The sequence below is a fragment of the Mesonia phycicola genome, assembly GCF_900141885.1.
Taxonomy (GTDB): domain Bacteria; phylum Bacteroidota; class Bacteroidia; order Flavobacteriales; family Flavobacteriaceae; genus Mesonia; species Mesonia phycicola.
The window spans coordinates 1-21,504 of record NZ_FQYY01000005.1; the positions used below are offsets into that span (position 1 = coordinate 1).

23 protein-coding genes and 1 riboswitch are annotated in these 21,504 nt (G+C 32.6%); of the genes, 12 read left to right on the forward strand and 11 right to left on the reverse strand.

Annotated elements, in window-relative coordinates; all coding sequences use genetic code 11:
• Positions 1–206: hypothetical protein (locus tag BUC03_RS15105; RefSeq protein ID WP_143159162.1), on the reverse strand; the 206-nt coding region annotated here is incomplete at its 3' end.
• A gap of 488 nt (positions 207–694) precedes the next feature.
• Here BUC03_RS15105 and BUC03_RS07955 point away from each other — a divergent pair.
• Entirely contained in the window at positions 695–1,033 is a 339-nt protein-coding gene (locus tag BUC03_RS07955) for a DUF6686 family protein (RefSeq protein ID WP_073150104.1), read from the forward strand.
• Positions 1,034–1,128: 95 nt separating this feature from the next.
• Here the strand turns inward: BUC03_RS07955 and BUC03_RS07960 are convergent, their stop codons facing one another.
• On the reverse strand, positions 1,129–1,893 hold the full coding sequence (locus BUC03_RS07960) for a UDP-2,3-diacylglucosamine diphosphatase (RefSeq protein WP_073150107.1): 765 nt from the start codon (positions 1,891–1,893) through the stop codon (positions 1,129–1,131).
• A 138-nt stretch (positions 1,894–2,031) separates the two neighbouring features.
• The gene (locus tag BUC03_RS07965) at positions 2,032–2,481 is read right to left on the reverse strand and encodes a 6-pyruvoyl trahydropterin synthase family protein (RefSeq protein ID WP_073150109.1); all 450 of its coding nucleotides are present in this window, start codon (positions 2,479–2,481) and stop codon (positions 2,032–2,034) included.
• 202 nt (positions 2,482–2,683) lie between these two features.
• Positions 2,684–2,778, forward strand: a riboswitch (TPP riboswitch).
• Between the two features lie 97 nt (positions 2,779–2,875).
• On the opposite strand from BUC03_RS07965, the gene thiS reads away from it, so the two are divergent.
• Genes thiS through BUC03_RS08005 form a run of 8 tightly spaced genes read left to right on the forward strand, consistent with a single transcriptional unit; the run spans position 2,876 to position 9,874 of the window.
• Complete coding sequence (gene thiS, locus BUC03_RS07970) at positions 2,876–3,079, forward strand: sulfur carrier protein ThiS (RefSeq protein ID WP_200799131.1); 204 nt, start codon at positions 2,876–2,878, stop codon at positions 3,077–3,079.
• A 24-nt stretch (positions 3,080–3,103) separates the two neighbouring features.
• Complete coding sequence (gene thiC, locus BUC03_RS07975; protein WP_073150112.1) at positions 3,104–4,960, forward strand: phosphomethylpyrimidine synthase ThiC; 1,857 nt, start codon at positions 3,104–3,106, stop codon at positions 4,958–4,960.
• 18 nt (positions 4,961–4,978) lie between these two features.
• Complete coding sequence (locus BUC03_RS07980; protein ID WP_073150115.1) at positions 4,979–5,575, forward strand: thiamine phosphate synthase; 597 nt, start codon at positions 4,979–4,981, stop codon at positions 5,573–5,575.
• A gap of 10 nt (positions 5,576–5,585) precedes the next feature.
• The gene (locus tag BUC03_RS07985) at positions 5,586–6,203 is read left to right on the forward strand and encodes a thiamine phosphate synthase (RefSeq protein WP_234971614.1); all 618 of its coding nucleotides are present in this window, start codon (positions 5,586–5,588) and stop codon (positions 6,201–6,203) included.
• 10 nt (positions 6,204–6,213) lie between these two features.
• Positions 6,214–6,993 (forward strand): thiazole synthase, encoded by a 780-nt coding sequence (locus BUC03_RS07990; RefSeq protein WP_073150117.1) that lies wholly within the window; start codon positions 6,214–6,216, stop codon positions 6,991–6,993.
• A gap of 24 nt (positions 6,994–7,017) precedes the next feature.
• Positions 7,018–8,130 carry a 2-iminoacetate synthase ThiH gene (thiH, locus tag BUC03_RS07995; RefSeq protein WP_084112862.1) on the forward strand — a complete coding sequence of 371 codons (1,113 nt, stop codon included), beginning with the start codon at positions 7,018–7,020 and terminating at the stop codon, positions 8,128–8,130.
• A gap of 6 nt (positions 8,131–8,136) precedes the next feature.
• Positions 8,137–9,171 (forward strand): HesA/MoeB/ThiF family protein, encoded by a 1,035-nt coding sequence (locus tag BUC03_RS08000; RefSeq protein WP_073150123.1) that lies wholly within the window; start codon positions 8,137–8,139, stop codon positions 9,169–9,171.
• Between the two features lie 58 nt (positions 9,172–9,229).
• Positions 9,230–9,874 carry a 2OG-Fe(II) oxygenase gene (locus BUC03_RS08005; protein WP_073150126.1) on the forward strand — a complete coding sequence of 215 codons (645 nt, stop codon included), beginning with the start codon at positions 9,230–9,232 and terminating at the stop codon, positions 9,872–9,874.
• 37 nt (positions 9,875–9,911) lie between these two features.
• Here BUC03_RS08005 and BUC03_RS08010 read toward each other — a convergent pair whose 3' ends face one another.
• From BUC03_RS08010 to BUC03_RS08030, 5 genes are all read right to left on the reverse strand, one after another.
• On the reverse strand, positions 9,912–11,375 hold the full coding sequence (locus BUC03_RS08010; protein ID WP_073150998.1) for a sigma 54-interacting transcriptional regulator: 1,464 nt from the start codon (positions 11,373–11,375) through the stop codon (positions 9,912–9,914).
• 70 nt (positions 11,376–11,445) lie between these two features.
• Positions 11,446–12,567, reverse strand: coding sequence for a vWA domain-containing protein (locus tag BUC03_RS08015; protein WP_073150129.1), 1,122 nt, complete (start codon positions 12,565–12,567; stop codon positions 11,446–11,448).
• A gap of 77 nt (positions 12,568–12,644) precedes the next feature.
• Positions 12,645–13,979 carry an MATE family efflux transporter gene (locus BUC03_RS08020; RefSeq protein ID WP_073150131.1) on the reverse strand — a complete coding sequence of 445 codons (1,335 nt, stop codon included), beginning with the start codon at positions 13,977–13,979 and terminating at the stop codon, positions 12,645–12,647.
• Positions 13,980–13,993: 14 nt separating this feature from the next.
• The gene (locus BUC03_RS08025; protein WP_073150134.1) at positions 13,994–14,506 is read right to left on the reverse strand and encodes an acyl-CoA thioesterase; all 513 of its coding nucleotides are present in this window, start codon (positions 14,504–14,506) and stop codon (positions 13,994–13,996) included.
• A 93-nt stretch (positions 14,507–14,599) separates the two neighbouring features.
• Positions 14,600–15,592, reverse strand: coding sequence for an HU domain-containing protein (locus BUC03_RS08030; protein WP_073150136.1), 993 nt, complete (start codon positions 15,590–15,592; stop codon positions 14,600–14,602).
• Between the two features lie 99 nt (positions 15,593–15,691).
• On the opposite strand from BUC03_RS08030, the gene dprA reads away from it, so the two are divergent.
• Positions 15,692–16,789, forward strand: coding sequence for a DNA-processing protein DprA (gene dprA / locus BUC03_RS08035; protein WP_073150139.1), 1,098 nt, complete (start codon positions 15,692–15,694; stop codon positions 16,787–16,789).
• A 62-nt stretch (positions 16,790–16,851) separates the two neighbouring features.
• Positions 16,852–17,442, forward strand: coding sequence for a hypothetical protein (locus tag BUC03_RS08040; RefSeq protein WP_073150141.1), 591 nt, complete (start codon positions 16,852–16,854; stop codon positions 17,440–17,442).
• A 77-nt stretch (positions 17,443–17,519) separates the two neighbouring features.
• Here the strand turns inward: BUC03_RS08040 and trpS are convergent, their stop codons facing one another.
• A complete protein-coding gene (trpS, locus tag BUC03_RS08045) occupies positions 17,520–18,491 on the reverse strand; it encodes a tryptophan--tRNA ligase (RefSeq protein WP_073150144.1) in 972 nt (323 codons plus the stop codon).
• A 73-nt stretch (positions 18,492–18,564) separates the two neighbouring features.
• On the opposite strand from trpS, the gene BUC03_RS08050 reads away from it, so the two are divergent.
• A complete protein-coding gene (locus BUC03_RS08050) occupies positions 18,565–19,305 on the forward strand; it encodes a lysophospholipid acyltransferase family protein (RefSeq protein ID WP_073150147.1) in 741 nt (246 codons plus the stop codon).
• A 20-nt stretch (positions 19,306–19,325) separates the two neighbouring features.
• Here BUC03_RS08050 and BUC03_RS08055 read toward each other — a convergent pair whose 3' ends face one another.
• Together BUC03_RS08055 and BUC03_RS08060 are read right to left on the reverse strand one after the other, a co-directional pair.
• Positions 19,326–20,954, reverse strand: a complete 1,629-nt coding sequence (locus BUC03_RS08055; protein ID WP_073150149.1) for a hypothetical protein — start codon at positions 20,952–20,954, stop codon at positions 19,326–19,328.
• Positions 20,951–21,496 carry an RNA polymerase sigma factor gene (locus tag BUC03_RS08060; RefSeq protein WP_073150152.1) on the reverse strand — a complete coding sequence of 182 codons (546 nt, stop codon included), beginning with the start codon at positions 21,494–21,496 and terminating at the stop codon, positions 20,951–20,953. The genes BUC03_RS08055 and BUC03_RS08060 overlap by 4 nt, the downstream gene beginning before the upstream one ends.
• Positions 21,497–21,504 lie beyond the last annotated feature (8 nt).

Consider the following 21,504-nt stretch of genomic DNA (forward strand, 5'->3'; position numbering starts at 1 on the left):
TCTCTAGGTGCTAACCAACTAACACCTGTAACCGGAACTCCTAAAGCATCGTTAATTTGCATAGCTACATCCACAGTAGGGTCAACAATATAAACATTATTAGTGGGGTCTCCACACAACACGGGAGTTACCGAAACATCACATTGACTATGCATAGAAACATAGCTACCCAAAAACATGACTATTACTAGTAAAATTCTTTTCATAAGTTAGGATTAAGGTTCTTTTATACAATTATAACAACTGACTATTAAAAATCCCCCTAAATATTAAATTTTTATTAAAAAAATGTAGTTAAAGTTAATATTGTAAAAGTTTCTTAGGGAGGGATAGATTATGTTGCTGATTACGATATTTTTTAATTTTAGCCTTAAGTAAAGTGGTTTATACTAAAGAAAAAGAAGTCGAGTTCATTATCTGTGAATACAATAGACAGGAGATTGGTTTTCAGCTTCTATGGCAGTTTTATATATCCAACAAGAAGATTGGTATGAAAGAGTAATAGGTATCGTTACTTCTCGCTTCATAGAAACGTATTACCGTCTTACGTTAATATTTACTAAAAGTGGAGATAAACTAGAAGTATTTGCAAGCTCAGTAAAAGGATTTTCACTGCTATCCTTTTTGCAATAAACCTTAATTTAATTTAGATTAATTCTAAACAATTAATATATTTGTTATAGATTTAAAATTTATGGACGATATTAGAATTATATTTAGAAATGAATTTGGTATTGCTTTTTATTGGAAAAGTAAAAAAGACAAAATCCAAATTGTATTTAGAGACACAGGCTTTATTTTGAATTTAGAAGAAATAAAAAGCTTTCAAAAAAATGTTTTAAACGTACAGGCAGAAAAATGCTGTAGTAAATGTAATTACACCAGAAGCTGTAAAAATTTATTACTAAAAACACCTTCTTCAAAAATAGATTTAGCTGTAAGTTTAGATGAGTTAGGAGAGATTAATGAGTTATTAGGCGCTACAATTTTTAAATTAGAGATGAAAAACTACGTAAATAATAGCTTTAATTAACATCATCACAAATAATATGCATTAAATAGTGTAAGTCTATCACAAAGCTAAATAATGTGCAGTTTTAAATGCAGTCACATGAAAAATGTAAATTTTTAGATTTTATTTTTAAACTCTTTTAGTTCAAAAGTAGTACCGTTAAAAACACCGTAGGTATAAAAATTTATCCAATCACCTAGATTATGGTACATCGAGTTTTCACCAACTTTTATATGCATTGGTAAGTGACGGTGTCCAAAAATAAAATAATCGTAATGCTTGGTTTCTAATTTACGTTTAGCATATTGTGCTAGCCATTCGTTTTCTTCACCTAAAAATTTAGCATCATCATCACCAGAAATAAGCTTATTTTTTACAGATAAATGTTGTGCTAATGGCATACCAACATCTGGATGAAGCCAGCGGTATAACCATTTAGAAAACGGATTGGTAAATACCTTTTTCATTCGTTTGTAACCTTTATCACCAGGGCCTAAACCATCGCCGTGGCCAATTAAAAACGTTTTATTATTAAAGGTAAATTCTTTTGGTTTATGGTAAACAGGGATGCCAAGTTCTTTCTCAAAATAATCATCCATCCATAAATCGTGGTTGCCTACAAAAAAATAAATAGGAATACCGCTATCTTTAATTTCTGCTAGTTTGCCTAAAACTCTTACAAAACCTTTGGGTACAACGTGTTTATATTCAAACCAAAAATCAAATAAATCTCCAAGTAAAAAAATAGCAGCAGCATCTTTTTTTACCTCATCTAACCACTTTACAAATTTAAGTTCTCGTGGTTTACTAAGTTCTTGATTGGGAGCGCCTAAATGATTATCACTAGAGAAATATATTTTTTTTCCTTCAAGAATTTGCATAAAGTCTATAGTATATAGCAAACAACTTGGTTTTTAAAGTCTTTGCGTTAAGGATTGAACGTTGTGTTTGAGCTCTTTTTATAATTGCTAAATTTTAAAAAAGCGAGTAGTGAAAGCCTGACCCGTAGGGAAACGCCCTTAATTATCACTAGCATACCACTCTGCAAAACTAGTTTCTGTTTCTTGTAATTTTAAAGAATGTAGTTGTATATTTTCTGGTAATCGGCTTTTAATTTTTTCGGCAAAATCTATCACCATCATTTCTGATGTTGGCTGGTAATCTACCAAAATTACGCTATGGTCACGCTTTTGTAGCTCTTTAGCAAGTTCTAGATGTGGCGTATTTTTGTTAAAGACGGTTGCGTGATCAAATTTATCTACAATTTCTTCTTTCACAATTTTTTTAAGGTCACCAAAATCTATTACCATACCAAATTTTACGTGGTTAGCATCATTTATTGGCTGGCCAATTACGGTAACATTTAGCTTATAGCTATGCCCATGAACGTTTTTACATTTACCATCGTAGCCGTAAAGAGCGTGGCCGGTCTCAAAATTAAATTGCTTGGTTATACGAATATTGCTCATCTGTTTCTAAATTTATTTATCAAAAACACTACTACCAACACGATGGCAAGTAAGAGAAAAAGTCCGTTACCGCTTAAAAATTGTAAAATATCCACTTTCTTGTAATTTAAGATTGATGCAAAGTTACGTATTTATGCTGTTGCTGAAATAAAAAATAAAGAGCAGTCTCTATATTTATTGCAAAATTATTTTACATTTGAAATGTAAACTTTAGGGGTGCTAATTAATTTTGGCTGAGAAAAACCCTTAGAACCTGATCTGGTTAATACCAGCGAAGGGAAAAGTTAGAACTTGCATATTGATAAAAAACACCTGCCTAGCTAGGTTCGTTTTTTTATCATGATTCTTTTTTCTTAGGGCTTCTCCCTAAAGTTTACAGCTATAAAATTTAATTATGATAACTGTAAACATTAATAACCAACCTCATTCTGTAAAAGAGCATAGCTCGATTAATCAACTGGTTAAACAATTAGAAATTAGTACCCAAGGTGTTGCTATTGCGGTAAACAACCAAGTAATTTCACGTGCTACTTGGGACACTTTTCAAATTTCTGAAGGAGATAACCTTTTAATTATTCAGGCCACACAAGGAGGTTAATGTTTTAATTCTAAAACTTGAAAGATGAAAAAAGAATCTAAACCAAAAGCTCACAATATTAGTAGAGCTCCTTTTCCTAATTCAGAAAAAATTTATGTTCCGGGAGCTATTTATCTAGACATTAAAGTTCCTATGAGAAAAATTAACCTAAGCGATACGGTTGATAAATTTAACGGAACACGAGAACCTAACCAACCTGTTTTGGTGTATGATACTAGTGGTGCTTACACAGACCCGTCGGTAAATATAGATGTAAAAAAGGGGTTAAAACCAATTAGACAAAAATGGATAGCTGCTAGAGAAGACGTACAAATGCTAAATGGTCTATCTTCTGAGTATGGCAATAAGCGAGAGCAAGATAAAAAATTAGAAAGTTTACGTTTTCATAGAATTAGCCAACCTCTTAAGGCAAAACCAGGTAAAAACGTTACCCAAATGCATTATGCAAAAAAGGGAATTATTACTCCAGAGATGGAGTATATTGCAATTCGTGAAAACCAAAAGCTAGAAAGTATACAAGAAATTTCTAAACAACACCCCGGTAATAGTTTTGGTGCCAATATTCCAAAAGTAATTACTCCAGAGTTTGTTAGAGACGAAGTAGCAAGAGGAAGAGCAATTATACCTAATAACATAAATCACCCAGAAAGTGAGCCGATGATTATTGGGCGTAATTTTCTAGTGAAAATCAATGCTAATATTGGTAATTCTGCCGTAAGCTCTTCTATTGAAGAAGAAGTAGAAAAAGCAGTTTGGGCTTGCCGCTGGGGAGCAGATACCATTATGGATCTTTCTACAGGTAAAAATATTCACGAAACGAGAGAGTGGATTTTAAGAAACTCCCCCGTGCCAATTGGTACGGTACCAATTTATCAAGCTTTAGAAAAAGTGAATGGAAAGGCAGAAAATTTAACTTGGGAAATTTTTAGAGATACTCTTATAGAGCAAGCAGAACAAGGGGTAGATTACTTTACAATTCACGCGGGGGTTCGTTTAAAATATATACCACATACAGCAAAACGTCTTACAGGTATTGTATCTCGTGGGGGTTCTATTATGGCAAAATGGTGTTTAGCACACCATAAAGAGAGCTTTTTATATACGCATTTTGAAGAGATATGTGAAATAATGAAGGCTTACGATGTTGCTTTTTCGTTAGGTGATGGTTTGCGTCCAGGAAGCATTGCAGATGCTAATGACTATGCACAATTTGCAGAATTAGAAACCTTGGGAGAGCTAACCAAAATTGCTTGGAAACACGAAGTACAGTGTATTATAGAAGGTCCGGGGCATATCCCAATGCACATGATTAAAGAAAATATGGATAAGCAATTGGAAGAGTGTGGAGAAGCACCTTTTTACACTTTAGGGCCGCTAACTACAGATATTGCTCCTGGTTACGATCATATAACAAGTGGTATTGGTGCCGCGCAAATTGGTTGGTACGGTTGTGCAATGCTTTGTTATGTAACGCCAAAAGAGCATTTAGGTTTACCTAATAGAGATGATGTAAAAGAAGGCGTTATTACGTATAAAATTGCAGCACACGCAGCAGATTTGGCAAAAGGTCACCCTGGCGCTCAACACCGTGATAATGCAATGAGTAAAGCAAGGTTTGAGTTTAGGTGGGAAGATCAATTTAATTTAGCGTTAGATCCAGATACCGCAAGAAGTTATCATGATGAAACTTTGCCATCAGACAACGCAAAAGTTGCTCATTTCTGTTCTATGTGCGGACCCAATTTTTGCTCCATGAAAATTACTCAAGACGTGCGTAATTATGCTAAAGAAAATGGCTTAGAAACTCAAGAAGCTATTGAGCAAGGCATGCAAGACAAATCTAAAGAGTTTAAAGAAAAAGGTAGCGAAGTTTATTTATAACACTTTAAAAATTTACAAATGCTAATTGTAATTACTTCGGAAGAATTTGTTGAAGATGAAATCAATATCATCAAAAGGTTGTTGAAAGAAGGGTTAACCACACTCCACGTGAGAAAACCCTTTTTTTCTTCGGAGGAAATGAAACGATGGTTATTTAATTTTCATGCCGAAGAACATCAACAAATGATGCTTCATCAACATCATTTTTTAGCGGAAGATTTTCAGTTGAAGGGCATTCATTTAAAAGAAGAACATCGTAAATCTATAAAAGGTAAAGAGCAAGATTTTCTAGAAAAAATAAAATCACAAGGTTGGGTGCTAAGTACTTCTTTTCATGAACTTCAAGAGGTAGAAAATCAAACATTGTTTGATTATGCTTTTTTAAGTCCGGTGTTTACTTCCATTTCAAAACACAATTATGAAGGCAAAAAATTTTCTGTACAGCAAAATAAGAGACCTGTTATTGCCTTAGGCGGAATTAAAACTGAAAATATAGAAAAAGCCTATCAATTAGGTTATCAGGGAGTAGCTGTTTTGGGTTGTGTTTGGCATCAAGAAAATGTTATAACTAGCTTTAAAAATATAAAAAAAGAATACAAACGTGTTTACCAATAACAAAATGAAAATGCCAAAGCTTTATTATATATCTCAAGGAGAAACCAAAGAAGAACATTTAAAATATATTAAAAAAATGGTTTTGGCGGGAGTAGATTGGGTACAACTTCGGTTAAAAAATTATTCGGAAGCAGAGGTTGTACAAATTGCTTTACAGGCACAAGAATTTTGTACAAAACACCACACAAAATTTATTATTAACGATTATTTAGAAGTAGCTAAAAAGATAAATGCAGACGGAGTTCATTTAGGAAAAGAAGATATTTCTCCTAAAAAAGCAAGAACTATTCTAGGAGAAAATAAAATAATAGGTGGTACTGCAAATACCTTAGAAGATTGTAAAAATTTGATAGATAGTGGAGTAAATTATATAGGATTAGGTCCTTTTAAATTTACTAAAACCAAAAAGAAATTAAGTCCAGTTTTAGAAGTTGAAGGATATCAATCAATTATTGAAAGCCTAAAGAAAGAAAATATTGACACTCCAATTATTGCTATTGGCGGTATTACTCTAGAAGATCTCCCTAATTTAAAAAATGCTGGAGTTAGCGGAGTTGCTATTTCTGGTTTTTTGCATCGTCAAGAAAACTTAGCACAATGTATAATCACCTTAAAAGAACATTTTTAGTCAAAAAAATATGAATACAAAATCTAATTTAAGCATTGCAGGCAAAACATTTTCTTCTAGATTATTCACAGGCACAGGAAAATTTTCTTCTTCCCAACTTATGGAAGAAGCACTTTTGGCAAGCGAAAGTGAGTTGGTAACTGTAGCTTTAAAAAGAGTAGATGTCGCTAGCAAAGAAGATGATATGTTGCAACATTTAAAGCAACCACACATTAATTTACTGCCTAATACTTCTGGTGTTAGAGATGCTAAAGAAGCAGTTTTTGCTGCAGAAATGGCGAGAGAAGCTTTAGAAACTAATTGGGTAAAGGTAGAAATACATCCAGATCCTAAATATTTACTCCCAGATGCAATAGAAACTTTAAAAGCTTGTGAAACCTTGGTAAAAAAAGGTTTTGTGGTTATGCCATACATACACGCAGATCCTGTTTTATGTAAGCGTTTAGAAGATGTAGGCGCTCAATGTGTAATGCCTTTGGGGGCGCCAATTGGTACTAACAAAGGCTTAAAAACAATCGATTTTCTAAAAATTATTATAGAGCAAAGTACCGTTCCAGTGATAGTAGATGCTGGTTTAGGAGCTCCTTCTCATGCAAGTTATGCTATGGAAATTGGTGCAGATGCTGTTTTAGTAAACACTGCTATTGCTGTTTCTCCAAACCCAATACAAATGGCAACCGCCTTTAAAATGTCAGTAGAAGCTGGAAGAATGGCTTATGAAGCAAAACTAGCAAACAGCAATTTAACAGCTTCGGCTAGTAGTCCGTTAACTCAATTTTTATATGAATAAGCTTTACCTAAACTGTGCACAGATATGAATAATAGCTTTAAAGAAGAATTAGATCAATATAACTGGGACAAAACATTAGAGAGTATTTTTTCTAAAACAGATAAAGATGTTCAGTATGCATTAACAAGTGCTCACGTAAATTTAGAAGATTTTAAAGCACTAATCTCACCTGCGGCAAAACCTTACCTAGAGGTTATGGCACAAAAAAGTCAGTTACTTACCAGAAAGCGTTTTGGTAATACTATGCAAATGTATGCGCCAATGTATTTAAGTAATGAGTGTCATAATATTTGTACTTACTGCGGATTTAGTTTTACCAATAAAATACCTAGAAGAACTTTAACAGATGCCGAAATTTTAAAAGAAGCAGAATTTTTAAGAAGTAAAGGCTACCAACATATTCTATTGGTAACAGGAGAAGCAAATAGAACTGTAGGTGTAAATTATTTATGCAACGCCATAAAGTTGTTACAGCCATATTTTGCTAATATTTCTATAGAAGTACAGCCATTAGAGCGAGAAGAATATGAACTTTTAAAAGAAGCAGGCCTTTATGCTACGCTAGTTTATCAAGAAACTTATCATAGAGAAACGTATAAAATACATCACCCAAAAGGGAAAAAATCTAATTTTGATTACCGTTTAGAAACTCCAGATAGATTAGGAAAAGCAGGAATACATAAAATTGGGATAGGAGCACTCTTTGGCTTAGAAGATTGGCGTGCAGATAGTTTTTTTACCGCACTGCACTTAAAATACCTTCAAAAGCAATATTGGAAAACTAAGTATTCTATCTCTTTTCCTCGTTTACGCCCATTTAGTGGTGGTTTAGAGCCAAAAGTAGAAATGACAGATATAGATTTGGTACAGCTAATTTGTGCCTACCGTTTGTTAGATGAAGACGTAGAATTATCTATTTCTACCAGAGAAAGTGAAATTTTTAGAAACCACATTGTAGATTTAGGTATTACCTCTATGAGTGCAGAATCTAAAACAAACCCTGGTGGTTACGTGGTAGAGCCACAATCTTTAGAGCAGTTTGAAATTTCTGATGAACGTTCTACAGAAGTTATAGCGCAAATGCTTCAAGAAAATAATATTGAACCCCTTTGGAAAGATTGGGATAAAAACTGGTAAAAAGCAATGTTAACTTCAGAAGAAAAAAAACGCTACTCTAGACATCTTATTTTAGAAGAATTTGGAGAAGAAAAGCAGCAGAAATTAAAAAAAGCGAGAGTTTTAGTTATAGGCGCTGGTGGTTTAAGTTGTCCAGCTCTGCAATATTTAGCAGCAGCAGGAGTAGGTACTTTAGCAATTATAGATAATGATAAGGTAGACCAAAGCAATTTACAACGCCAAATACTTTATACCCAAAAAGATATTGGTAGTTACAAAGTAGTGGCAGCAAAAAAAAGATTGCAAGCCATGAATCCGTTAATTGATGTAGTGATCTATAAAGAAAACTTAACGGTAAATAATGCAATAGAAATTTTTGAAAATTATGATTTAATAATTGAAGGAAGCGATAGTTTTGCCGCTAAATACCTAACCAATGATGCTGCGGTTTTAACTAAAAAACCTTTTGTATTAGCTTCTATTTCTAAATTTGAAGGGCAACTTTCTGTTTTTAATTACCAAGACGGGCCAACTTACCGCTGTCTTTTTCCAGAACCTGCTTCGTTGGAAATGCCTACTTGTAGTCAAATTGGAGTTTTGGGAGTTTTACCAGGAGTTTTAGGTACACTTATGGCAAATGAAGCAATTAAAATGCTTACTGGTTTAGAAGAAGTACTCTCTGGTAAATTACTTACACTGAATTTATTAAGCTTAGAGCAGCAAATTTTTCCGTTTCAAAAAGATGTTAGTATACAAATTACTCAGTTAGAAGAATTGGTAGATAGTTGCTCTACACAAATTGCAGAAATTTCATATCAAGAATATGTACAGCAATTAGAAAATTATGCTTTACTAGACGTAAGAACTTTAGAAGAACGTAAAAAACACCACATAGGAGGTAAACATATTCCGTTAGATCAGTTAGAAAAATCTTCAGAAAAAATATCTGCAGAAAAAACTATTGTGTATTGTGCATCTGGAGTTAGAAGCAAAAAAGCAATAGAAATACTTCAAAGAAAATTCTCTAATCAACAATTTTTAAATTTAAAGGGAGGCTTGTAAAATTTTAGTATTTCATATCTAATTAGAATATATATTTGCTCGCATTTTAATTGGATAAATGAATAAACTTTTTGAACAAGTAGTATTTGCTGAAAACCCTTTATACGAGAGTATAATAGAAGATTTATTGCAAAATAAATACAGCATTATTGATGGTTTTTTTACACCAGAAGAAGTAGAAATTTTAAGAAATGTTTTAGTAAGAAAGTATGAAGAAGATCAATTTAAAAAATCTGCTATAGGAAACCGCGTAAATGAAACGGTTGAAAAGGAGATTAGAGGAGATTTTATTTTATGGATTAATGAGGCTGAAACAGGAGCTGCAGAAAAAGTATTTTTTAATAAAATTAACCACTTAATAGAATATTTAAACAGAACTTGTTTTATGGGAATTTTGCATAAAGAATTTCATTATGCAGTTTACCCAGAAGGTACCTTTTATAAAAGGCATTTAGATACATTTCAAAATGATGGCAGAAGAAAACTTTCTGTAGTTTGTTATTTAAATGATGAAACTTGGCTAGAAGAAAATGGAGGTGAGTTAACCATTTATGTAAATAAAAATGGTGTAGAAAAACCTATAGATTTATACCCGTTTCCCGGGCGTGTAGTAATTTTTGAAAGCCAAGAGCTAGAGCACGAGGTGCAACGCGTAAAACATTCTCAACGTTTGAGTATAACTGGCTGGTTAAAAACAAGATAATAAAAAGCCTGAAAATTATTTTTCAGGCTTTTTATTTTTATAGATTTTTGATGTAATTTCCATATAAATCTTGAAATTGAACACCTTTTGAAAAACGATGCTTGCTTAGTTTGTTGTATGCGGTTAATCCCCACAATACAAATTCAGCTACAAAATAGCGGTCTTCTTCGCTAATTTCTGGTTGATATTTTGCAATTAGGTTTTGTAGTGGTTTTATGGTTTTTAATGTTTCTTGATATTCTTTTTCAGTTAAATCATCTGGTAATTCTACTCCGCTAGATTCAAAAAACCATTGAGTTACCTCGTCATACGGATTGGCTTCATTTTGTTTTTCTAGCTTTTCTATCTTCGGAAAAAGTTTTGGGAAAATCGTTTTAATCGAATTTTCAATGAGGTGTTGAGCCACAAATGCAGCACCTTCTTGTTCACCTTCATAAACCAACTCTACTTTACCGGTAATTGCAGGAATAACTCCCATAAAATCTCCTAGTCTCAGTGTAGTTTCTTTATCACTATTTTTAAGAGCGCGACGTTCTGCTGTACTTAATAAATTTTGAAATGCGGTGATACTCATTCTAGCACTAATCCCACTTTTTTCATCTACATATTCACTTTCTCTTGCTTCAAAGCTTATTTGTTCTAAAATTTCACGAGCCAAATCTGGCACTTTTACGTGTTCTTTTTGGTTGCTTTCTAAATTTGCTTCTTGCTCGGTAATGGTTTTGGCAATTTCTACAGTTTTTGGGTAATGTGTTAATATCTGCGAACCAATTCTATCTTTTAACGGCGTCACAATACTACCACGGTTGGTATAATCTTCTGGATTAGCAGTAAATATAAATTGAAGGTCTAAAGGCATCCTTAACTTAAATCCTCTAATTTGAATATCACCTTCCTGCAAAATATTGAATAATGCTACCTGAATTCTAGCTTGTAAATCTGGTAACTCATTAATTACAAAAATACTTCTGTTAGCACGCGGAATCATCCCAAAATGAATCACACGATCATCGGCATAACTCAGTTTTAAATTTGCTGCCTTAATAGGGTCTACATCCCCAATTAAATCGGCTACAGTTACATCTGGTGTCGCCAATTTTTCTGAAAAACGCTCGTCACGATGCAACCAAGTAATAGGTGTAGCTTCTCCTTTTTCTTTTAAAATTTCTTGCGCATATCTAGAAATAGGATGAAAAGGATCGTCATTAATTTCTGAACCTTCTACCACCGGAATATATTCATCTAAAAGCTTTACCATTAATCGGGCAAGACGTGTTTTTGCTTGTCCGCGCAAACCAAGTAAATTGATATTGTGTTTAGAAAGAATTGCACGCTCTAACTCTGGTATAACAGAATCTTCATAACCGTGAACGCCTTCAAAAACAGTTTCGTTATTTTTTATTTTCTCAATTAAATTTTGGCGTAATTCTTCTTTTATACTTTTGCTTTGGTAACCTGCTTTTTTAAGCTCACCAAAGGTTTTTATTTCTGTTAAGTTCATAGCTTTTTTGTTTATTCTATATTCTTCTTTATTTCGCAATGTCAGGTCGAGCGGAGTCGAGATCTATATATCAACGTATTCTCTTTTTTCTATTCAATTCATAATCTTCAAAAATCATTTCACCCAAACCACCAAGGCCAGTGTAATAAGCTTTTCCTTGGTTAGATTCGGTAAACTTATCTACAAATTGCTGTAAATACGGATCTGAGGTTATCATAAACGTCGTGATAGGAATATTTAACTTTCGGGCTTGAGCAGCCATATTATAGCATTTATTAGTAATGTACGGGTCAAGTCCCATAGAGTTTTTATAATATGTACCGTCTGGCATATTTAAACAACTAGGTTTACCATCGGTAATCATAAATATTTGTTTGTTGGCGTTGCGCTTTCTACGTAAAATATCCATAGCCAATTGCATTCCGGCAACAGTGTTGGTATGAAACGGACCAACTTGTAAATACGGTAAATCTTTAATTTGAATAGGCCAGGCATCGTTACCAAAAACAATAATATCAAGTGTATCTTTTGGGTAACGTGTTAATATTAATTCTGAAAGAGCCATGGCTACTTTTTTGGCAGGAGTAATTCGGTCTTCGCCATACAAAATCATACTGTGACTAATATCAATCATTAGTACGGTACTCATTTGCGATTTAAACTGACTGTCTTCTACTACCAAATCATTTTCAGTAAGATTAAAATCTCCTACTCCGTGGTTAATCTGAGCGTTTTTTAAGCTTTCTGTCATAGAGATTCGGTCTAAACCATCTCCGTACTGATAATTTCTAAACTCTCCAGTGTTATCGTCGCTATTACCACTATGTTTGGTCTTGTGATTACCCGAATTGCCTTTACGCATCTTACCAAAAATTTGATTGAGCGCTCGTTGACGTATGGCTTTTTCGGTTTTAGAAGTAATTTCCATACCGCCTTTACCGTCGGGTTTTACACGTTCTTGAATGTAACCTTTGTTTTTAAGATCTTCAATAAAATCGTCTATGGTGTAATCTGGCGTAGTAAGTTCGTACTCTTTATCAAGTTGACGCAACCAATCTATAGCCTCATCAAAATCTCCTGAAGTATAGGTAATAAGCTCTTTAAAAATATCAAAAAGCTTATCAAAAGGAGTTTGGTGGGGTGCTTTGTAGGTTTTAAAAATAAATCCTTTACTAACTTCTTTTCTGTTCATATTCTAAAATTACAACTTTTTAAAAGTAATTGTAACTCTACAGATGTTAAACTGGTGTGAATAGAATATAATTAGAATTAAAGAGATTCTTTTAAATATTTTCTTCGGAATTTAATAACTAAAGCAGAGCTTCTAATGAGCATCCAAACAAAAAAGCTAATCCAAATAGCATAAAGTTTTAGATTAAAATAATCTGCAATAAGAAGTGTGGGCGTAAAACCTAAAAAAGTAGCAATAAGTAAAACATTACGTAGGTATTTAGCTTCACCTAAACCTTTAAAAATCCCATCAAACATAAAAGCGATAGCGTTTATGGGTTGCATAAGAAGTACAATCCAAAAAACAGAAGAAAACAAAGTTAAAACCGTTGCTTCTTTATTAAAAACAAGTCCTATTTCATTATAAAATAATGCGCAAATACCCATTAATATGAATGCGATAAATACGGCATATTTACAAATGTCTTTACTTAAACTCCATAAGCGTACATAATCTTTAGCACCAAGTAAACGTCCACTAATAGCATTACCTGCATTGGCATATCCATCAATAAAAAAAGAGAAAAACAGCCAAATATTCATGAGAATACTTTGTGCTGCGATATAATTTTTACCATAATCTGTAGCGTAGGCATTAGCTAAATAAATAGCAAAATTAAGTGCTGTTGTTCGTACAAATAAATTGGCAGCCATTAATAGCAAAGGTTTCATCTGCGGATTAATATTGAAACTTAGTTTTAAGTGAAAAGGTGTTTTTTTAAAGAAATAATAAAAAGCCATGATTAACATGGTAGCTTGCGCGGCTAGACTAGCATAAGCTGCACCTTTTAAATGAAGCGGTTCTATAAAACCTTCAATACCATAAACAAGCGCGTAATCTAAACCAATATTTACTGCGGCACCGGCTAAACTGCATTTCATAGCCCAAAGGGTGTTTTGCAATCCACGGAAAACTCCAAAAATGGCAAAAGTTACTAGCGTTAATGGGTAACCAATAGCTCGAATGGTATAATACTCTTCTGTGTATTTTAAAATTAAACCTTCTGCATTATAAGCACTAAAAATACTTTCAGCAAAAAAAGCGGTTAACGCAAAAATGAATAGACTCAATATAAAATTGAATAAAATAGCCTGCGGAATTAAGGTTTTTACTGCGTGAATACGATTTGCCCCTAAGTGTTGAGAAACGATTGCAGAAATAGCAGTTTTGGTTTGAGCAACAATCCAAATAATAGCAGATAGAAAAGAACCAACAATACCCGCTGCAGCCAAAGCCTCGATAGAATTATTTTCTACATTACCAATAACTGCAATATCGGTTAAAGAAATTAGTGGTTCGGCAATGCCCGCAATTATAGCTGGGATTGCAATTTTATTAATTTCTTGAAAAGAAACTTTAGAAGTTTGTGCCATAGGTAATGGCTTTATTAATCTTCAAATAAAGCTTTAAGCTCCGTTGCTTCGCTTGGTTTCATTTTACCAGCAAGAACTAAACTTAATTGTTTTCTACGTAGAGCAGCATCAAAACGTTCTTTCTCATCTGCAGATTCTGGTTCTATTGGTGGTACAGGAACCGGGTTACCAGAATCATCTACCGCTACAAAAGTATAAATAGCATCGTTTGCTTTAGAGCGTAGTCCGCTTTCTCTATCTTCTACCCAAACATCTATTACCACTTCCATAGAACTTTTAAAAGCACGAGAAAGATTAGCTTCTACAGTAACAACACTACCTAACGGAATCATTTTTTTAAATGCGACATGGTTTACAGAAGCAGTAACCACAATTCTTCGGCTGTGCCTTCTGGCAGCAATACTAGCGGCACGATCCATACGTGCTAACAATTCGCCTCCAAATAAATTGTTTAGCGGATTAGTTTCACTAGGTAAAACTAAATCGGTTAAAATGGTGCGAGATTCTTTAGGATGTTTTGGCTGCATTTTTTTTTCTGCAAAGGTAATCTTTTGAGTTAAAACAAAAATAGATGCTTAGTAAAAGCATCTATTTTAAATAAATTTTATGAGTAAAAAACCTTATAATTCTTGTACTAATAACCAAGCTTCTTGGTTTTCGGTAGATTTGATAGTTCTTAAAGTTTCTAAAGCTTGTAAACGATCTTCGTGGCTGCTATAAATTACTTGGTGTAAACCATATTTGTTAGTGCCAATTTCGCGAGCATTAAACCCTTTTTGTATTAATTGCTCAACTTTTTTTGCAGCATTTTCTTTCTCTCTAAATGCTCCTGCTACAATATGGTAATTACCGTTTTCTCTAGCCACTTTAAAAGTAACTTCTGGTAACGGATTGCTAATCATAAAAGTAGCTTCTTGTATTTGAGACTCTATTTGCTGTTCTGCTTTTTGTTGCTCTGCAATATTATGCTCTTCAATAGTATTTACATAATAGTTAGAACCTAATAAACCTGCAATACCTAAAGCAATAACACCTACTGCAGCATATCGCCATATTGGAGTTTTGTTTTGCTCTTTCTCTTCTTCTACTGCTGAAATTTCTTCAGAAATAGTAGAGGTGTCATTTTCTTTTTCTGAAGCGATAGTTTCTTCAACTTTAGCTAAAACATGAGCCACTTCTTCTACAATCTCTTCTTCTCTTTCTATAACTGGTGAAGTAAAAGTAGATAGCCCAAACGATTCTGCTAAATAGTTATTATGGTAAAAAGGTTGAAATAAAACCTTACCTTCTTCTAAAGAAAAAGTTCCTATTTCTTTTAAAACAATTTCTTGATAAGCGTTAAGGGTAGATTGTAGTTCTTGTACAAATAAAACTACTTTTTCACTTGCTTCGCTGTAAGAAATATTTTCTGCCTTAGCAATATAGTTAGTAAGCACACCATCATTTTCTGATAGTTGCTTATTAAAAGAAATTACTTTTTTTGGCGGATAAAAAGCGTGGGTAGTTTCATGAATTTCTGCTGATTTACGTTGTGCTAAAAAAGCACCAAAACCAGGCATTACTACGCACTCGTAACGATATAATAATTCTTGTAAGTATTGTTCTACTCTCATAAATTCAAAGTTAATTTTTTTTGAGATTTTATGAAATTCAAACTTCAGATTTTATTAACAAATCTTTTTCTCTATTTTTAAAGATATATATTCTTTATAATGAGTGAGTCAGAGTTAATTTATTTGTTAGCATTACAACGAATACCTAATGTAGGTGATATAACTGCAAAGAAATTATTGCTTCATTTTGGCTCTGCAGAAGAAATTTTTTGTGCAAAAAAGTCTACAATTTTAAACGTAGATGGTATTGGAGAAAGAACTGCCAAGCTATTAGATTTTTCTACCTATGAGCGAGAAGTTTTACAAGAATTAAGTTTTATAAAAGACAATAATATACAGGTTACCTATTTTCAAGAAAACAATTACCCAGAAAATTTGAAGCATTGCATAGATGCTCCCGTTTTACTTTTTCAGAAAGGAAATATAGATTTACAGCAAAAAAAATTACTAAGTATTGTTGGTACTAGAAAAGTAACTAATCACGGTATTGCATTTTGTGAGCAATTAATAGAAGAATTGGCGCCGCTTAACCCTGTTATTATTTCTGGTTTTGCTTACGGTGTAGATATTTGTGCCCATAAAAGTGCATTAGCAAATAATTTGCAAACCATAGGTTGTTTAGCGCACGGTTTAAATCAGATCTATCCTAAAGTGCACAAGAAATATGAAGCTGAGGTAATGAAAAATGGAGGTTTTTTAACCGATTTTTGGAGTGATGCAAAATTTGATAGAAAGAATTTTTTAAAAAGAAATAGAGTAATAGCAGGTCTTAGTCAAGCTACTTTAGTGATAGAAAGTGCAGAGAAAGGAGGCTCTTTAGTAACTGCAGATATTGCAAATTCTTATAACCGAGAAGTTTTTGCAGTGCCAGGAAGATCTACAGATTTATTGAGTAAAGGTTGTAACAATTTAATAAAGCAACAACAAGCACAAATGATTACTTCTGCAGCAGATCTTATTTATTATTTAGGTTGGGAAGTAGAAGAAAAGAAACCACAACAAACACAATTATTTGTCAACCTTTCTATAGAAGAAGAAAAAATATTATCCAAATTGAAAGAGCTTGGTAAGGTAGAGCTAGATATTTTAGCTTTAGCATGCCAAATGCCAACTTTTGAAATAACAAGCCACTTATTAAGTCTTGAATTAAATGGTCTGGTAAGACCGTTACCAGGAAAACAGTTTGAAGCTATATAATTTTATATACAACTGTTGTTTTTAAGTTTTTAAAAACTATTTTTGATTTTAAACAATTCAAGATGAAAAAAATATTCTTTTTACTCAGCTTAATTTTATTTAATTCAAGTTTAATAGCTCAAAACGAAATAGAAACTTTAGAAAGTGTAGAGTCTTCTATTTTTGGTGTTCAAGCGGGTTTTTTAGGAGTTTGGGTAAATAATGAAGCTAAAATATCTAATACTATTGCACTAAAAACAGAGGTTGGTTTAGACGCAGCTCTTTTTGGTGGTAGTATTTATTATGAAGAAGATGAGGTAAATTATGCATTTGCACCCGTAATTACTGCAGAACCTCGATGGTATTATAATATAAGTAAAAGAGCAAATAAAGGTAAGAGAACAGCTAAAAATACTGCAAACTTTGTAGGGCTTGAGGTAAGTTATAATCCTAATTTATTTGTAATTTCTAATGTAGATGTAGATGTGTATAACCAAATAAGAATAATACCTAAATGGGCAATTAGAAGAACCATTGGTAATCATTTTACTTATGAAACAGGATTAGGTTTGGGTTATCGTAGAGCTTTTTTCGATGAGTCTGATTATCTTTTTCCTCCAGATAAAGGCGAAGTGATTTTAGATTTACATATTAGGTTAGGTTATACATTTTAGCAGTAAATTACCGCCTGCAGATAGGTAACAAAAATGGCAGCTTTTTTAAGCTGCCTTTTTTGTTATAGAAATAAAGATTAGTAACCTAATTTTGTTCGAACACGGTCTAAAACATCGTTAGCTACTTTTCTAGCTTTTTCAGCTCCCTTTTCTAAAGCAGCATCTACTTCTTGAAGGTTATTCATATAATAATGGTAAAGCTCTCTTTCTTTCGCATATTTTTCAACTAAAAGCTCGTATAAAGCTTGTTTAGCATGACCATAACCATAATTTCCGCCTAAGTAATTTTTGCGCATTTCTGCGGTTTGTTCTTCCGAAGCAATAATTTTATAAAGATTAAATACATTACAAGCATCTGGATCTTTAGGTTCTTCTAGCGGGGTGCTATCGGTTTGAATACCCATCACTTGTTTTCTTAATTTTTTATCTGGTAAAAATAAATTGATAAAGTTATCACGAGATTTACTCATTTTCTCTCCGTCGGTTCCTGGAATGTATTTTGAGTTTTCTTCAATTTTAGCTTCTGGCAATACAAAAACATCTTCACCCATTTGTGCGTGAAAACGAGAAGCAACATCACGTGTCATCTCAATGTGTTGTAATTGATCTTTGCCTACCGGAACAAATTCTGCATCATAAGCCAAAATATCTGCCGCCATTAACATGGGGTATGTAAAAAGCCCAGAGTTTACATCGGCTAAACGATCTGCTTTATCTTTAAATGAATGCGCAAGCGTTAATCGTTGATACGGGAAAAAGCAACTTAAATACCAAGAAAGTTCGGTTACCTGTGGTACATCACTCTGTCTATAAAAAACTGTTTTTTCGATATCTAAACCAAAGGCCAGCCAGGTTGCCGCCACAGAATAGGTGTTTTCTCTTAAAGTGGGAGCGTCTTTTATTTGCGTAAGCGTATGCAAGTTTGCAATAAATAAAAAAGATTCGTTATTAGAATCGTTTGCCATGTTGATGGCAGGAATAATGGCTCCTAGTAAGTTTCCTAAGTGTGGAGTTCCTGTACTTTGTACTCCTGTTAGTATTCTAGACATTTTAAATAATTTTTTTGTAAAGGTAAATGTTTTATCATTTTCAAAGCATACATTTTATTACTTTTGAATTCTTATGAGCTTTTTTAGAAAAATTTTAATCACATTATGGCGAGTATGGTTTTACATACTTATGGCTGTGCCTATAATTATTATGTTTCCGTTATTGCTATTGTTTACGGCAAAAGAGAAATATTATCCGCAGTTTTTCTATTTAGCTAGATTTTGGGCAAAAATTATTTTATACGGAATGGGCTTTTACCCTAAGGTGAAAAAGCTACAAATACCTGATAGAAATAAAAGCTATATGTTTATAGCAAACCATACTTCTATGACGGATATTATGTTGATGCTACTTATTATTAAAAATCCGTTTGTTTTTGTGGGAAAAAAAGAGCTTTCTAAAATTCCTATTTTCGGATTTTTCTATAAACGTACTTGCATTTTGGTAGATAGAGCAAATGTAAAAAGCAGAAAAGAAGTTTTTGAACAAGCGCAAAGAAGATTAAACCAAGGAGTGAGTATTTGTATTTTTCCGGAAGGAGGAGTGCCAGACGATGAGTCTGTTTTATTAGATAATTTTAAAGATGGAGCTTTTAGATTAGCTATAACTCATCAAATACCTATTGTACCATTGGTTTTTTACGATAATAAACAACGATTTTCTTATACTTTTATGAGTGGTAGCTTAGGAATAATGCGAGCTAAAATTTTACCTTTTGTATCTACCAAAAATTTAGAACAACAAGATAAACGAAAACTAAAAGAAGAAATTAGGCAATCTCTATTAAAAGAGTTATTAGAAAATAAACTTTAAATTTTCACAGCGTTTTTATTCTAAAATTTAAAACTAAACCCAGTATACACACCAAAGAAATAAGGCTTAAAATTGTTAATGTTATTATTATAGGTGTTAAGTTGATATTTAAAAGTAGGCTCTAAATTTAAATCGAAACTTTTACTTAAACTATAATCAAAACCTAGCCCAACGTTAGTGGTAAAACTTACCTTATTAAGGTTGTTAGCTTCACCTAAAGATAAATGACTGTCTTGAGAATTTATATAAACATCGTTATCGTTTAAAAACAGGGTACTTGCTCCTCCAATTATATTCACGCCAAAACGTTTGTCTATTAAAGCGTACTCAATTTCAACAGGTACTTCTAAATATCCTAATTGTTGGTTTAAAGCTCCTTCAGTAAAAGATGAATTTGTACTTCTGTCAAACTCACCACTGCTTATAGTTGTTGGTTTTGGTGAGCTATTATCAAGACTAATTATTTCAATTGTCTCGTTAGAAGGTGTAGTAGTAATACCCTCTAATTGTATAGAGTTAACTCCTGCAGAATAAGCAATATTGTTTACATTATAGCTCATGTTAACTTTACTAACACCAGATCTTACTTTAAATTTTTCTGAAATTGCATAAGCAAAATTCACCCCGTAAGCCATAGTGATATTACTCTCACTAGAGTTGCTAGCAAGGCTTTTATCTATATTGTTACCTCCGTTTAAGCTACTGTAATAGATAGGAGAAACATTTGGTTTTATTAACCATTTAGATAAGTTTGTTTCCTCATTATCATCATCATTTTTATTGAGCTTTTCTTCTTCAATTTTTTTAGCTTCTTCTACCAGAGATTTTTTTTGATTTAATTCTTCTTCTAAAATTTCTTCACTATTGAGCTTTTCTTCTGAATTATTTTTTTCTACAGAAACAATTGCAGAGTTGTCTTTACTTGAAGTTGAATTATTTTTATTTTCTTCTGTTGAAATCTGATTGTTTTTACCAAAAATTTTCTCTTTTTTATTTACAGATTCTGCAACTAACGATTTATTTGTGTTGCTTGTATTTATTTCTTCATTTTGTTTTTTGTTTACAGCAAGCTTCGTTGCAGAAGAAGATTTTTTATTGGTGTGATTTAAACTTTCTGAAGTAGATATGCTTGAGTTTTTAGGCGAAGAAACAAGTTTGCCTGTAGAGGTTGAGTTCGCTTTTAGTGCAGGTTTTTTATCACTACTAACTAAAGATTTTGCATTGTTGTTAGTGATAGAAGGCGTATTTTTTTCTGAATTTAAAGTATTGTTTTTTATAATAGGCGTTGTTGTGTTTTCTTCATTTACATAAGATTTATTAGTATTTATACCATCTATGGGGTTATTTTCTGTATTGGTAAATGGTTTATCTGCTTTTTTTATGTTTTTAGGAGAAATGGTAGTATTCTCTTTTGTATTTACCACCTTGGTATTATTGTTTGTAGGCAAAATAAAATTTGCCGCTAAAAATATAATAGCCAATACAGCTGCAACTCCAGCAGCTTTATACCACCAAAAAGGAATGACTTTTTTGTCTTTCTTTTTTTGTAATTCTTGCTCTATATTTTTCCAGACATGGTTTTTGGGAGCAGCTTCAAAATCTTTGAAACTTTCCTGAAAGAGTCTGTCTATTTTTTTCTTTTCTTTCATTGCGCTGTACTTGCGTTATTTTTATTAGAATGTTCTTCTACTTTTACTTTCAAGATTTGCCTAGCTCTTGCTAAATTAGATTTTGAAGTACCCACAGTAATTTTCATCATCTCTGCAATTTCTTTGTGAGAAAATCCATCTAAAGCATATAAATTAAACACCATTCTGTATCTATCTGGTAAATCTTGAATAATTTGTAGTAAAAAAGGAAGAGGTATTTGTTCTTCATCTATTTCGATGTCAGGCTCTTCTAAAGCTTGTTCGTCTATTATTTGAAATACATTTTGTTTTCTATAGCGTTGTAAAGAAGTATTAATAACAATACGTTTCATCCAACCTTCAAAAGATCCTGTATTTTTGTATTGTTCTATTTTTTTAAAAATAGTTAAAAAAGCATCTTGTAAGTTATCTTCTGCTTCTTGGTAATTTCGAGAATATTTTAGGCTAACCGCAAAGAGTTTATTAGCGTATAGCTTATAAAGTTGCTCTTGCGATTTTAAATCTTGCTTTTTGCACTTTTGTATAAGTTGCTCAATACTCAATTTATACG

What these genes read in the sequence shown, in the direction of transcription:
- BUC03_RS07980 (WP_073150115.1), top strand. Translation starts at nt 4,979, where the DNA reads ATGCTAATTGTAATTACTTCGGAAGAATTTGTTGAAGATGAAATCAAT.
- BUC03_RS08050 (WP_073150147.1), top strand. Translation starts at nt 18,565, where the DNA reads ATGAGCTTTTTTAGAAAAATTTTAATCACATTATGGCGAGTATGGTTT.
- trpS (WP_073150144.1), bottom strand. Translation starts at nt 18,491, where the DNA reads ATGTCTAGAATACTAACAGGAGTACAAAGTACAGGAACTCCACACTTA.
- BUC03_RS08030 (WP_073150136.1), bottom strand. Translation starts at nt 15,592, where the DNA reads ATGAGAGTAGAACAATACTTACAAGAATTATTATATCGTTACGAGTGC.
- thiH (WP_084112862.1), top strand. Translation starts at nt 7,018, where the DNA reads ATGAATAATAGCTTTAAAGAAGAATTAGATCAATATAACTGGGACAAA.
- BUC03_RS08020 (WP_073150131.1), bottom strand. Translation starts at nt 13,979, where the DNA reads ATGGCACAAACTTCTAAAGTTTCTTTTCAAGAAATTAATAAAATTGCA.
- BUC03_RS07955 (WP_073150104.1), top strand. Translation starts at nt 695, where the DNA reads ATGGACGATATTAGAATTATATTTAGAAATGAATTTGGTATTGCTTTT.
- BUC03_RS07990 (WP_073150117.1), top strand. Translation starts at nt 6,214, where the DNA reads ATGAATACAAAATCTAATTTAAGCATTGCAGGCAAAACATTTTCTTCT.
- BUC03_RS08015 (WP_073150129.1), bottom strand. Translation starts at nt 12,567, where the DNA reads ATGAACAGAAAAGAAGTTAGTAAAGGATTTATTTTTAAAACCTACAAA.
- thiC (WP_073150112.1), top strand. Translation starts at nt 3,104, where the DNA reads ATGAAAAAAGAATCTAAACCAAAAGCTCACAATATTAGTAGAGCTCCT.
- BUC03_RS07960 (WP_073150107.1), bottom strand. Translation starts at nt 1,893, where the DNA reads ATGCAAATTCTTGAAGGAAAAAAAATATATTTCTCTAGTGATAATCAT.
- BUC03_RS07985 (WP_234971614.1), top strand. Translation starts at nt 5,586, where the DNA reads ATGCCAAAGCTTTATTATATATCTCAAGGAGAAACCAAAGAAGAACAT.
- dprA (WP_073150139.1), top strand. Translation starts at nt 15,692, where the DNA reads ATGAGTGAGTCAGAGTTAATTTATTTGTTAGCATTACAACGAATACCT.
- thiS (WP_200799131.1), top strand. Translation starts at nt 2,876, where the DNA reads ATGATAACTGTAAACATTAATAACCAACCTCATTCTGTAAAAGAGCAT.
- BUC03_RS08025 (WP_073150134.1), bottom strand. Translation starts at nt 14,506, where the DNA reads ATGCAGCCAAAACATCCTAAAGAATCTCGCACCATTTTAACCGATTTA.
- BUC03_RS07965 (WP_073150109.1), bottom strand. Translation starts at nt 2,481, where the DNA reads ATGAGCAATATTCGTATAACCAAGCAATTTAATTTTGAGACCGGCCAC.
- BUC03_RS08000 (WP_073150123.1), top strand. Translation starts at nt 8,137, where the DNA reads ATGTTAACTTCAGAAGAAAAAAAACGCTACTCTAGACATCTTATTTTA.
- BUC03_RS08005 (WP_073150126.1), top strand. Translation starts at nt 9,230, where the DNA reads ATGAATAAACTTTTTGAACAAGTAGTATTTGCTGAAAACCCTTTATAC.
- BUC03_RS08010 (WP_073150998.1), bottom strand. Translation starts at nt 11,375, where the DNA reads ATGAACTTAACAGAAATAAAAACCTTTGGTGAGCTTAAAAAAGCAGGT.
- BUC03_RS08040 (WP_073150141.1), top strand. Translation starts at nt 16,852, where the DNA reads ATGAAAAAAATATTCTTTTTACTCAGCTTAATTTTATTTAATTCAAGT.
- BUC03_RS08055 (WP_073150149.1), bottom strand. Translation starts at nt 20,954, where the DNA reads ATGAAAGAAAAGAAAAAAATAGACAGACTCTTTCAGGAAAGTTTCAAA.